Below are 12,284 nucleotides of genomic sequence, written 5' to 3'. Positions count from 1 at the left end.
GGCTTTTTTTCGCCCGTACTTTTCGCTCGTACTTTTTATGCGGGCCGCGGCGACAGGCATTGCAAATGCCAGTGTTTGCCACACCCTAGATAGACGACAACCCAAGAACTCAAAGCAAAGGACACCACCATGCTCGACGAACAACTCAAGACCCAGCTTTCCGCCTACCTGGAGCGCGTGCAGCAGCCGTTCGAACTGGTGGCGTCCCTGGACGACAGCGAGACCGCCCGCGACATGCTGGAGCTGCTGACGACCATCCAGTCCCTGCGCAGCGACAAGATCACGCTCCGTACCGACGGCAACGACGCGCGCAAGCCGTCGTTTACCCTGCAGCGCGTGGGAGCCACCAACAGCCTGCGCTTTGCCGGCCTGCCCCTGGGCCACGAGTTCACCTCGCTGGTGCTGGCCCTGCTGTGGACCGGCGGCCACCCGCCCAAGATCGAGCCCGAGGTGATCGAGCAGATCGCCGCGCTCGACGGTGACTTCAGCTTCGACGTCTACATGAGCCTGACCTGCCACAACTGCCCGGACGTGGTGCAGGCGCTGTCGCTCATGGCCATCGTCAACCCCAAGATCAAGACGACCGTGATCGAGGGCGGCGCCTTCCAGCAGGAAGTGGCCGACCGCGAGATCATGGCCGTGCCCATGGTGTTCATGAACGGCCAGGTGTTTGCGTCCGGCCGCATGTCGGTCGAAGAGATCGTCGCCAAGCTCGACACCGGCGCCGCCGCCCGTGACGCGGCCAAGCTGTCGGCCAAGGCACCGTACGACGTGCTCATCGTCGGTGGCGGCCCTGCCGGCGCCGCAGCCGCGGTGTATGCCGCCCGCAAGGGCATCCGCACCGGCGTGGCGGCCGAGCGCTTCGGCGGCCAGGTCAACGACACGCTCGCCATCGAGAACTACATCTCTGTGCTGGAGACCGACGGACCCAAGTTCGCTGCCGCGCTCGAAGCCCACACCCGTGCCTACGACGTGGACATCATGAACCTGCAGCGCGCCGACCAGCTGATCCCGGCGGCTGAGCCCGGTGGCCTGATCGGTGTGAAGCTGGCCAATGGCGCCACGCTGCAATCGAAGACGGTGATCCTGTCCACCGGCGCGCGCTGGCGCAATGTCAACGTGCCCGGCGAAGCCGAGTACAAGAACAAAGGCGTGGCCTACTGCCCGCACTGCGACGGCCCGCTGTTCAAGGGCAAGCGCGTGTCGGTCATCGGCGGCGGCAACTCCGGTGTCGAGGCCGCCATCGACCTGGCCGGCATCGTGGCCCATGTCACGCTGATCGAGTTTGCCGACCAGCTGAAAGCCGACGCCGTGCTGGTCAACAAGCTCAAGAGCCTGCACAACGTGACCATCCACACCAACGCGCAGACCACCGAGATCACTGGCGCTGACGGCAAGGTCAATGGCCTCAAGTACAAGGACCGCGCGACCAATGTGGAGCACCTGGTGCAGCTCGAAGGCGTGTTCGTGCAGATCGGCCTCGTGCCCAACACCGAATGGCTCAAGGGCACGGTGGAGCTGTCCAAGTTCGGCGAGGTCATCGTCGACTCGCACGGCCGTACCAACATCCCCGGCGTGTTCGCGGCGGGTGACTGCACGACGGTGCCGTTCAAGCAGATCGTGATCGCAGCGGGCGATGGGTCCAAGGCCGCGCTGAGCGCTTTCGACCACCTGATCCGCATGCCGGTGGTGGCCCAGCCTGTGGTTACGGCGCCAGCAGCCGCGGCAGTGGCAGAAACAGTGTGACAACAGGCATAAAAATGCCGCTACCGCTTGATGGATAAACGCTAGCAGCTATTGATTGCATAGCAAACTGCTAGGCATCGCCATGCAGATCCAGGGAGCCTGTGGGCTCCCTTTTTCATGGTGCGAACAATTGATGGATCCCGGGCGCAACCTGCTGCGCTCTGAGAGGTCCCGCAAACCCCAAGCCGCCACAAGGAATAGTTTGCAACATGTGTATTGATAATTATTCTCATATAGAATAGCCGCTTCGTTGCCAGCGGACGTGCCAGCACCCGAGCGGTGAGAGGGCGCGCAGAGCCAGCTTCCTGTCATTGACTCCGACCAGAGAAGAAGGGCTCCCCCGTGGCGCACGCATCCGCATCCGCATTCCGCTCCCGCACGTTCAACCTCCACCCCGTGGCCTGGCTCGTGGCCTGTGCGCTCTGCACCGCCTGGAACGCCCAGGCCCAGGGCGCGCCAGGCCCGCTGGGCGCAGGGCAGTTGATCGCTGCCGGCCCGGCGCTCAAGGAGGTCGTCATCAGCGGCTCGCGCAGCGAGCAGGACCCGGGCGAGCTGCCCATGAGCATCGACGTGATCAACGCGCAGGCCATCGAAGAAGGCCAGGTGCGCGACATCCGCGATGTGGCGCGCGAGCTGCCCAACGTGTCGGTCACGCGCTCGCCCGCGCGCTTCACGCTGGCCAGCGGATCCACGGGGCGCGAGCAGAACGCGGGCTTCAACATCCGCGGCCTGGACGGCAACCGCGTGCTGATGATGGTGGACGGCATCCGCCTGCCGCGCAGCTACGTCTTCAGCGCCAATGCCTTCGGGCGCGACTACCTGGACATCGGCCTGCTGCAGCGCATCGAGGTCGTGCGTGGCGCCACGTCGGCGCTGTACGGGTCGGACGGCATGGCGGGCCTGGTCAACTTCATCACGGCCGAACCATCGGCCTTCCTCGACGGCGACAAGCGCATCGGCGGGCGTGTGAGCCTGGGCTACGACGGCGACGACCACGGCAAGCGCGTGGGCGCCACGGTGGCGGGCAAGGCGGGCGACACGGTGCAGTGGCTGCTGGGCGGCAACGTCACGCGCGCCAGCGAGCTGGACAACATGGGCACCAACAGCGCGGCCAATGCCGACCGCACCCGCCCCAATCCGCAAAAGGATAAAAGCGGCGCGCTGCTGGGCAAGGTCATCCTCACGCCGGGCGGCGGCCAGCGCCATGTGTTCACGCTGGAGCATGTGGACAAGACCTCCGACTACGAGCTGCTGACCGCGCGCTCCAAGCCGCCGCTGGCCGCCACGTCCGTGCTGGGCTCCACCTCGTTCACCGACATGCAGCGCAGCCGTGCGACGTGGGAGGGCGCGTGGCGCGTGAACTCGGCGCTGGCCGACGACCTGAAGGCAACGCTGAGTTTTCAGGACTCGCATTCGCGCGAATACGTCACCGAAGACCGCAACACCGCTGCCGACCGTGTGCGCGACGTGACCTACGACGAGCGCACCTGGCAGGCCAACCTGCAGGGCAGCAAGGTGCTGCGCGCGGGCCCTGGCGGCCTGGTGCAGAAGATCACCTACGGTTTTGACTACACGTCTGCCAAGGTCGAGAACCTGCAGACCGGCGTGACCCCGCCGGTGGGGGAAACCTTCCCGCTCAAGCGCTTTCCGGACACCACCGAGACCAGCGCCGCGCTGTACGTGCAGGACGAGTTCGTGACCGGCCCCTGGAGCATCACCCCGGGCGTGCGCTTCGACACCTTCCGCATCAAGGCCGACCAGGCGGGCTTCGGCGCGCAGGCCGTGTCCCTCTCGGGCAACGCCACCTCGCCCAAGTTCGGCGTGCTGTACCGCGCCAGCGAGCAGTGGAGCGTGTTCGGCAACTACGCGGCGGGCTTCCGTGCGCCCAACGCGGGCCAGGTCAACGCCTTCTTCGAGAACCCGGTCAGCAACTACCGCACGGTGCCCAACGCCCACCTCAAGCCCGAAAAGAGCCAGAACTTCGAGCTGGGCGTGCGCGGCCGGCTGGACGCGCTGTCGGTCGAGGCTGCAGCGTTCACGGGCCGCTACAAGGACTTCATCGAAGACCTGCGCCAGGTCGGCGGCACCGGTGCGCCGGGCAACCCGCTGGTGTTCCAGTCGGTCAACATCGGCCGCGTCAAGCTCAACGGCTTCGAGGTCAAGGGCGACATGCGCTGGGGCCAGTGGGCAGGCGGGCAATGGACATCGCCCTTCAGCTACGGCCAGACGCGCGGGCGCGACACCGCCACCGGCAGGCCGGTGAACACGGTGGACCCATCGCGCCTGTCGGCCGGCCTGCGCTACGACACCGGCGGCTGGATGGCGCGCCTGGATGCCACCCACGCCGCCGCCAAGAAGCCGAGCGACGTGGCTTTGGCCACGGGCAGCACGCAGTACCTCACGCCGTCGTACACGGTGCTCGACCTGTCGGGCCAGTGGCGCATCCGCAAGGACCTGCGCCTGAACCTCGGCATCTACAACCTGACCGACAAGAAGCACTGGCGCTGGGCCGACGTGCGCGGCCTGGCCGCCAACGCCAACTTCATCGACGCCTACAGCCAGCCCGGCCGCTCCGTGCGCGTGTCGCTGGTGGCCGATTTCTGAGTTCCGCTTTCATCCCCCAGGCACCCACCCCAGGAGACCACCATGAGCCACGCTCCCGACCTGCCCGATGCCGGCAGCCACACCGATGAGGAATACAGCCTGCCGTGCGCCGAGGCGCTGCTGGCCGGCACGCTCGCCCTGATGACGGGCTACGTGCAGGCCTGCTGCGACAGCCACCGCGACGCCATGGGCCGCAAGATATCGGCCAACCTGCAGATGCTGGCCGATGCCGACGGCTTCACCGCACACTTCCGCACGGTGGTCTGGAGCCTGCAAGGCCGCTGGGAAGAGCAGTGCAAGGCCCGCCAGGACACCGCTGCCACGGCGGCCATGGTGGCCGCCGAGCAGCGCCGCGTGCTGTGGCACACCGCGCCGGAGGCCATGCAATGATCGCCGCCGTGACGACCTCCCAAGGTGCGGCAGTGGCAGTGGCAGCGCCGATCGCTGCGCCGGACATCCGCGCGCAATTCGCCGCTGCACGTGCCACGGGCAAGCGCGCCAAGGATGCGGCCGAGAGCATCGGGCTCTCGGAAGGCGCCGCTGTCGCTGCCCACGCGGGTGAGCACGCGCACCCGCTCAAAGCCGTGCCGCTGCAGGGCTCGTGGCTGCACCTTCTGCAGGCGCTCGAAGCCTGCGGCCCCTTGATGGCGCTGACGCGCAACGAAGGTACGGTGCACGAGAAGACCGGCGTCTACACGCACGTCTCGGCCACCGGGCCGGTGGGCATTGCGTTGGGCGAAGACATCGACCTGCGCTTGTTCTTTGCACAGTGGCATGCCGGCTTTGCGGTGACGGAGCTGGCCAACGACCCCGCCAAGCCGCCGTCGCGCAGCCTGCAGTTCTACAACGCGCAGGGCCGCGCAGTGCACAAGGTCTTCACGCGCGATGCCACCGACCTGGCCGCGTTCGACGCGGTGGTGAGCCGCTTTGCACAGCCGAGCGCCGGCTACGTGTTCGGCAAGGCGCCCGCGCCGGAGGCGGTGCGGCCCGACGCCGACATCGACGCCGACGGCCTGCGCGAGGCCTGGGGTGCCATGAAAGACACGCACGAATTCTTCGGCATCACCAAGAAATTCGGCGTGGAGCGCCAGCAAAGCTTTCGCCTGGTCGAGGGCCAGTTCGCCTGGCGTGCCACGCCGCAGGCCGTGCAGCGCCTGCTGGACGAGGCCGCGCTGGACGGCCTGCCCATCATGGTGTTCGTGGGCAGCGGCGGCTGCATCCAGATCCACACCGGGCCGGTGCGCAACATAAAGCCGCTCGATACGCCGCACGCGCAGTGGATCAACGTGCTGGACGCGGGCTTCAACCTGCACCTGCGCACCGACATGGTGGCCAGCGTGTGGGTGGTCGAAAAACCCACGGCCGATGGCGTGGTCACCTCCGTCGAGGCGTTCGACCACGCGGGCGAGCTGATGGCCATGTTCTTCGGCGCGCGCAAGCCCGGCAAGCCCGAGCTGCAGGGCTGGCGCGACCTGGTGGCGCGGCTGCCGCAGGCGCGGCAGGACGAGGTGGCCCATGCTGCGTGACGGCCTGACCGACACGGGGCGCAGGCAGCTGCTGCGCGGCATGGGCGCGCTGCCACTGCTGTCCGCCCTGGGTGCCGAGCGCGCACTGGCAGCCAGCCCGGCGCGCATCGTCTCGCTGGGCGGCGCGCTGACCGAGGTGGTCTACCTGCTGGGCGCGCAGGGCCAGCTGGTGGGCACCGACACCACCAGCCTGTTCCCCGAGGCCGCGCTCAAGACTGCCAAGGTCGGCTACATGCGCCAGCTCTCGGCCGAGGGGCTGCTGTCCCTCAGGCCCGACGCCGTGGTGGGCACCACCGAAGCCGGCCCGCCGGTGGTGCTGGACCAGGTGCGCAGCGCCGGGGTGCGGGTGGAGCTGGTCAAGGCCGACCACACCTGGGACGAGGTGCAGCGCAAGGTCGCCACCGTGGGCCGCGTGGCCGGCCGTGAGCGCGAGGCGCAGGCCTTGCAGGCCGACCTGGATGCGCAGTGGTCGGCGGTGCAAAAGCTGGTGGCCGCGTCGTCGCGGCGCCCGCGCGCGATCTTCATCCTGTCGCACGGCGGCAGCCCCATGGTGGCGGGCACCGGCACGGCGGCCGATGCGCTGATCCGCTTTGCGGGCGCGACCAATGCCATCACCCAGTTCGCAGGCTACCGGCCGCTCACGGCCGAAGCCATGGCCAGCGCGGCGCCGGAGGTGCTGCTCAACAGCACACAGGGTATCGAGGCGCTGGGCGGCGAGGCAGCCTTCTGGCAGCGGCCTGAACTGGCCCTCACGCCCGCGTTCCGCCGCAAGGCGCTGGTCGCCATGGAGGCCAGCCACCTGCTGGGCTTTGGCCCGCGCCTGCCCGGGGCCGTGCGCGAGCTGCACACCCGCACGCAGGCGATCACGGCGTGACAGATATGTCGTTGGCGCAGCCCGGCGCGCGCTGGAACGTGGGGCGCCTGTCGCCCCGCACCGCGCTGGCCATCGGCGCGGCGCTGGTGGTGCTGACTTTTGTCTGGGCCAGCACGCAAGGCGCGTACGCCATTGCGCCAGCCCAGCTGTGGCAGGTGTTGCTGCAGGCCGTGGGCGCGGCGCCGTCGGCCGAGCAGGCGCCTGAATATCTGGTGTTCATCAACATCCGCCTGCCGCGCCTGCTGATGGGCGTGGCGGCCGGTGCAGGCCTGGGGCTGGCCGGTGCGCTGATGCAGGGCCTGTTTCGCAACCCGCTGGCCGACCCGGGCCTGATCGGGGTCAGCAGCGGGGCCGCGCTGGCCGCTGCGCTCACCATCGTGCTGGGCAGCCACTGGCTGCCCGACCTGCCGCGCACGCTGGGCAGCTGGACACTGGTGGGCATGGCCTTTGGCGGCGGCCTGCTGGTCACGGCGCTCATCTATGGCCTGGCGCAGGCCGATGGCGGCACGCGCATGGGGCTGATGCTGCTGGCCGGCGTGGCGGTCAACGCGCTGGCGCTGGCGGGGCTGGGCTACCTCAACTTCATCTCCACCGACGAGCAGTTGCGCAACATCCAGATGTGGCTGCTGGGCAGCCTGGGCGGCGCGCGCTGGAGCGCCGTGGCCTTGGTCGGCACCATCGTGGCCGTGGCCTGCGGGCTGGGCCTGGCGCTCGCGCGCCCGCTCAATGCGATTGCCCTGGGCGAGGCCCAGGCCGCGCTGCTGGGCGTGCCGGTGGAGCGCACCAAGCGCCTGGCGGTGCTGGTCACCGCGCTGGCGGTGGGCGCGGTGACAGCCGCCACGGGCATCATCGGTTTCATCGGCCTGGTGGCGCCGCACTGGGTGCGCCTGGTGGCCGGGCCCGACCATCGCGTGGTGCTGCCGGGCTCGGCCCTGCTGGGTGCGGCGCTGGTGCTGGCGGCCGACGTGGTGGCGCGCACCATCGTCAAGCCGGCGGAGCTGCCGCTGGGCGTGCTCACGGCCTTTATCGGCGTGCCGCTGTTCCTGGCCATGCTGCGCCAGTTCCGGAGCAAGGTATGAACGCCGCCTCGCTCCATGCCGGCGATCCGCTGGTGTGCGATCAGTTGGGTGTGGGCCTGCCGGGCCGGCCCTTGCTGGCCACCGTGCATGCACGCCTGGCACCTGGCCGATTCACCGCCATCCTCGGGCCCAATGGCGCAGGCAAGTCGACGCTGCTGTCCATGCTGTCGGGCCAGCGCGCGCCGCGCTCGGGCTCGGTCAGCCTGGGGGGCAGGGCGCTCTCTGCGTTGGGCGCATTGGAACTGGCGCGCCTGCGTGCCGTGCTGCCGCAAGAGACGGCGGTGGCCTTCGACTTCACGGTGCAGGAGGTCGTGGAGATGGGGCGCTTTCCGCACCGCCAGTCGCCCAGCCGGAGCGAGGCGCGCATCGCCCGCGATGCGATGGAGGCCACCGGCGTGGCCCACCTGGCGCAGCGCGGCGTCAACACCCTGTCGGGTGGCGAGCGCGCCCGCGCCCACCTGGCCCGTGCCCTGGCGCAGATCTGGGAGCCCCGGCCCGACGGTGCCACGCGCTGGCTGCTGCTCGATGAACCCACCGCCGCGCTCGACCTGTCGCACCAGCACCAGGCCATGGCCCTGGTGCGCCGCTGGGCAGCGGAGCAGGGCATCGGCGTGGTCGCGGTGCTGCACGACCTGAACCTGGCGCTGCGGTACGCGCACGACGTGGTGCTGATGGGCGCGGGGCGCTGTGATGTGGGGCCCATGGAGCAGACGCTGGACGCCGCGGCGATTGCACGCGTGTGGGGCGTAGAGTGTTCCGAAGTGCGCGCCAGCGACGGCGTGGCGCAGTTTCTGGTGGCAGCGGGATGATGCGCAGATGACGACGCGGTCATCCCTCCAAGCCTTGCCCTTGGCCGCGTGGGGACATGGGCGTGGGCGGATGCTGCACCGCGCCATCTTGTCACTAGAATGCGCGCACACCATGCGCCGCCTGCTCCTCGTCTTCCTGCTGCTGTTCATGCCGCTCCAGTCCATCTGGGCGGCTGCATCGCCGTACTGCAAGCACGAGACGGCGCCGCAGGCATCGCACTTCGGCCACCATGCGCACGATCACCACGGTGATGCGCCAGCCGCGCAAGCGCAGCCGTCCGCCGCCAGCGAGACCCCTGGCCACAAGGCACTGGCCACCGCCGCCACGGCCGACATGGACTGCCATGCCTGCCACGGCGTGGGCAGCGGCATGGCCTTGAGTGCGAGTGGTCAGGCCATCGTGGTCGCGGTCGCTGCGCCTGCCGCCCTCGTGGCACCGGCCTGGGTCCATCCCCCGCTCACCCGCCCCGAACGCCCCAAGTGGTCCGTCCTCGCCTGAGCGGCGAGGCGGGTTGCGGGCAACCCCTGTCCTGACGATGTGAAGCGGCCCTAGCGGGCTGCTGCAGTGCCTGCGCGCGAGCGCATGCGCCGGCCATCGTGCCTCGCCGATTTCAACCCCGTGGCCCTGGGCCACTGCAGAGGAATCGGATGCCAACAACGACGACAAAGAACCACCTGCCACGGCCGCTGCTGGCCGCCGTGGCGCTGGGGTGCGCACTGGCCGTGGGCGGTGCGCAAGCCCAATTAACGGCTGAACCGGCTGAACCGGCAGCAGTAGCACCACTTACCCTGAAATCCCTGTTCGAGCGCGCCTGGGAGCGCCAGCCCGAGGCGCAGTCCGCGGCGCTGCGGCGCGAGTCGGCGCAGGCCGCGCGCAGCGGCGCATCGTCCCTCTTGGCCGAGCCCGCTGCGCTGGAGCTGTCCCGCAAGAGCGACCGCCCCGGCAGCAACCAGGGCAGCAGGGAATACGAAGTGGGCGTGGCCCTCCCGCTGTGGCTGCACGGCGAGCGCGCGCGCAAGGCCGCACTGGGCGACGCCGAGATCAAGGCCGTGGAAAGCCGCCGCCTGGCTGCGCAGCTGCAACTGGCCGCCACTGTGCGAGAAGCCTGGTGGACCCTGCAGCGTGCGCAGGCAGAACTGGGCTTGGCCCAGGACCGGCTGCAGAACGCGCAGCGCCTGGCGGCCGACGTGGCGCGGCGCTTTCAGGCCGGCGACATGTCGCGGGCCGACCAGGCGCAGGCCGATAGTGCCGTGGCCCAGGCCGAGGCCGCGGTGGCCGAGGCCACGGGCGCACGCGATGTCGCACAGGCAGCCCTGGCGGCATGGGGCGGCAGCGTGGTGCTGGCCGACGGCGCCGAGCCCGAGGCCGAAGCGCTGCCAGCAGCCGGCCTGCCTGCCGACCACCCGTCGGTGGCGGACTGGAACGACCAGGCCGCGGTGGCGCGCCGCGCCGCCGACCTGGCCGCTGTGCAGACCCGTGCCAACCCGGAGCTGACCGTGGCCGCCACGCGCGGGCGCGAGCAGGCCGGCGAGCGCTACCTCCAAAGCTTCACGGTCGGCGTGCGCATACCCCTGGGCGGCGGCGACCGGGCGCGCGCCAAGGAGACAGCGGCCCGAGCCGACGCGCTCGATGCCGAAGTGCGCGCCCGCGCCGAGCAGGACCGCCTCGCCGCCGACCTGGCCGCGGCCACGGCCCGCGTGAAGGCCAGCCAGGCCCAGCGCGAGGCCATGGCCCGCCATGCGGCGCTGGCCCGCGACACGCGCGGCTTCATCGACAAGGCCTTTCGCTTGGGCGAGGCCGACTGGCCCACACGCCTGCGCGTGGAGCTCGAAGCCGTGCAGGCCGAGCGCCAGCTGGCGCGGGCCCGCATCGATGCCGCGGCCGCCATCTCCACCCTGCGCCAGGCCCTGGGCCTGTTGCCGCAGTGAGCGCCCCGCTTTTTCATCCCTCATTTCCGAACCACCATGCAATTCCTTTCACTGATTCATGCACTGGGCCTGGCCCTGGTGCTGGGCCTTGTGCCCCCGGCCGCGCTCGCCGACGCCGGCCATGACCATGGCGAAGCTCCCGCTGCAGCGGCAGGCGCCGCGCTGCCGCGCTTTGCCGCCACCTCCGACCTGTTCGAGCTGGTGGGCGTGATCGAAGGACAAAAGCTCGCGCTCTACCTCGACCATGCGGGCGACAACAGCCCGGTGAAGGAGGCGCAGCTGGAGCTCGACATTGCCGGCTCGCGCGTGCCGGTGACCCGCGTGGCCGACGGCGAATTCCAGGCCGCGCTGGCCGCTCCGCTGGCCGAGGGCGCAAGCCCCGTCACCGCCACCGTGGTGGCCGGCAACGACACCGATCTGCTGGCTGGCGAGATCGACATCCATGCGGCAGCGCACGCCCATGGCGAACCTGCAGGCCGGCGCAACGCGCTGGTGGCCGGTGCTGTGGCCGCCGTGCTGCTGGCCTTGGCAGCGGTGTGGGGCGTGCGGCGTGGCCGCGCGGCGCGCACCCGGCACCAGGGAGGTGCCGCATGAAGCGCTTGATCTCCCTGCATTCCGTGCTGGCCGTGGCGATGGCCGCCGCCCTGTGCGCCCCGCTGATGTCGCGCGCCGGAGAAGGCCATGACCACGGCGACGCCCCCGCAGCCGCCGATGGCAACGGCCCCAAGCGCCAGCCTGATGGCAGCGTGTTTTTGCCCAAGCCGGCGCAGCGCCAACTGGGTGTGCGCACCCTCGTGGCGGCGGAGGGGCAGCACCCCAAGGCCTTCGAGTTGGCCGGCACGGTGGTGATGGACCCCAATGCTGGCGGCAAGGTGCAGGCCGCGCTGGCCGGCCGGCTGGAGTCCGGGCCCAAGGGACTGCCAGGTGTGGGCCAGGCAGTGCGCAAGGGCGAGGTGCTGGCCTACGTGGTGCCCACGGTGGACGCCATCGAGCGCTCCAACCAGCTGGCCCAGCAGGCCGAGCTGCGTGCGGCACGCGACCTGGCGGTACGCCGCGTGGCGCGGTTGAAGGACCTGTCGGACACCGTGCCGCGCAAGGAGATCGAGGCGGCCGAAAGCGAGCTGCAAAGCGTCACCCAGCGCCTGGGCGCGGTGGGGGCGGGCCTTTCGACCCGCGATGCACTGGTGGCGCCCGTCTCGGGTGTCATCGCCTCGGCCAACGCCGTGGCAGGGCAGGTGGTGGATGCGCGCGAGCTGGTGTTCGAGGTGGTGGACCCCACGCGCCTGCGCGTCGAAGCCCTGGCTTACGACACCGCCCAGGCCCAGAGCGTGGCCGGTGCCGCGCTGGCCGTGGGTGGCCAGCGTGTGCCGCTGCGCTTTCTGGGCGCCGCGCGCAGCCTGCGCGACCAGGCGTTGCCGCTGCAGTTCGCGGGCGACTCGGCGGTGCTGGGCACCCTCGCACTGGGCCAGCCGGTGCGCGTGTTCGTGCAGTCCACCGAGCAGGCCGCGGGCGTGCAGGTGCCGGTGGCTTCGCTGCTGCGCAACCCCGCCAACCAGACCATCGTCTGGGTCAAGGAGTCGCCCGAGCGTTTCGTACCCCGGGTGGTCACCTTCGTGCCGCTGGACGGTGCCTCGGTGGCCGTGACCTCGGGCCTGAAGGCCGGTGACCGCGTGGCCACGCAGGGCGCCACGCTGATCAACCAGGTCCGCTGAAGGGA

11 protein-coding genes are annotated in these 12,284 nt (G+C 70.2%); all 11 read left to right on the top strand.

Features of this window, described 5'->3' with window-relative positions; translation table 11 throughout:
• Positions 1–129 precede the first annotated feature (129 nt).
• The 11 genes from ahpF to ASG27_RS04815 all read left to right on the top strand — a co-directional run bounded on the left by ahpF (position 130) and on the right by ASG27_RS04815 (position 12,279).
• The gene (gene ahpF, locus ASG27_RS04865; RefSeq protein ID WP_056411773.1) at positions 130–1,746 is read left to right on the top strand and encodes an alkyl hydroperoxide reductase subunit F; all 1,617 of its coding nucleotides are present in this window, start codon (positions 130–132) and stop codon (positions 1,744–1,746) included.
• 342 nt (positions 1,747–2,088) lie between these two features.
• Positions 2,089–4,350 carry a TonB-dependent hemoglobin/transferrin/lactoferrin family receptor gene (locus ASG27_RS04860; RefSeq protein ID WP_056411767.1) on the top strand — a complete coding sequence of 754 codons (2,262 nt, stop codon included), beginning with the start codon at positions 2,089–2,091 and terminating at the stop codon, positions 4,348–4,350.
• A gap of 42 nt (positions 4,351–4,392) precedes the next feature.
• On the top strand, positions 4,393–4,740 hold the full coding sequence (locus tag ASG27_RS04855; protein WP_056173802.1) for a hypothetical protein: 348 nt from the start codon (positions 4,393–4,395) through the stop codon (positions 4,738–4,740).
• Positions 4,737–5,876 (top strand): hemin-degrading factor, encoded by a 1,140-nt coding sequence (locus ASG27_RS04850; protein WP_056411766.1) that lies wholly within the window; start codon positions 4,737–4,739, stop codon positions 5,874–5,876. The genes ASG27_RS04855 and ASG27_RS04850 overlap by 4 nt, the downstream gene beginning before the upstream one ends.
• Entirely contained in the window at positions 5,866–6,750 is an 885-nt protein-coding gene (locus tag ASG27_RS04845; RefSeq protein ID WP_056411765.1) for a heme/hemin ABC transporter substrate-binding protein, read from the top strand. The genes ASG27_RS04850 and ASG27_RS04845 overlap by 11 nt, the downstream gene beginning before the upstream one ends.
• 5 nt (positions 6,751–6,755) lie before the next feature.
• Positions 6,756–7,829 (top strand): FecCD family ABC transporter permease, encoded by a 1,074-nt coding sequence (locus tag ASG27_RS04840; protein ID WP_056411764.1) that lies wholly within the window; start codon positions 6,756–6,758, stop codon positions 7,827–7,829.
• Complete coding sequence (locus ASG27_RS04835) at positions 7,826–8,638, top strand: heme ABC transporter ATP-binding protein (RefSeq protein ID WP_056411761.1); 813 nt, start codon at positions 7,826–7,828, stop codon at positions 8,636–8,638. The genes ASG27_RS04840 and ASG27_RS04835 overlap by 4 nt, the downstream gene beginning before the upstream one ends.
• A gap of 112 nt (positions 8,639–8,750) precedes the next feature.
• The gene (locus ASG27_RS04830) at positions 8,751–9,137 is read left to right on the top strand and encodes a hypothetical protein (RefSeq protein WP_235503899.1); all 387 of its coding nucleotides are present in this window, start codon (positions 8,751–8,753) and stop codon (positions 9,135–9,137) included.
• 149 nt (positions 9,138–9,286) lie between these two features.
• Positions 9,287–10,567, top strand: a complete 1,281-nt coding sequence (locus ASG27_RS04825) for a TolC family protein (RefSeq protein ID WP_056411757.1) — start codon at positions 9,287–9,289, stop codon at positions 10,565–10,567.
• 36 nt (positions 10,568–10,603) lie between these two features.
• Entirely contained in the window at positions 10,604–11,161 is a 558-nt protein-coding gene (locus tag ASG27_RS04820) for a hypothetical protein (protein ID WP_056411754.1), read from the top strand.
• Positions 11,158–12,279: an efflux RND transporter periplasmic adaptor subunit gene (locus ASG27_RS04815; protein WP_056411753.1), complete on the top strand. Its 1,122-nt coding sequence runs from the start codon at positions 11,158–11,160 to the stop codon at positions 12,277–12,279. The genes ASG27_RS04820 and ASG27_RS04815 overlap by 4 nt, the downstream gene beginning before the upstream one ends.
• The last annotated feature ends 5 nt before the right edge of the window (positions 12,280–12,284 follow it).

Source organism: Acidovorax sp. Leaf191, assembly GCF_001424425.1.
Taxonomy (GTDB): Bacteria; Pseudomonadota; Gammaproteobacteria; order Burkholderiales; family Burkholderiaceae_C; genus Acidovorax.
This window is presented reverse-complemented; position numbering and strand designations above follow the sequence as displayed.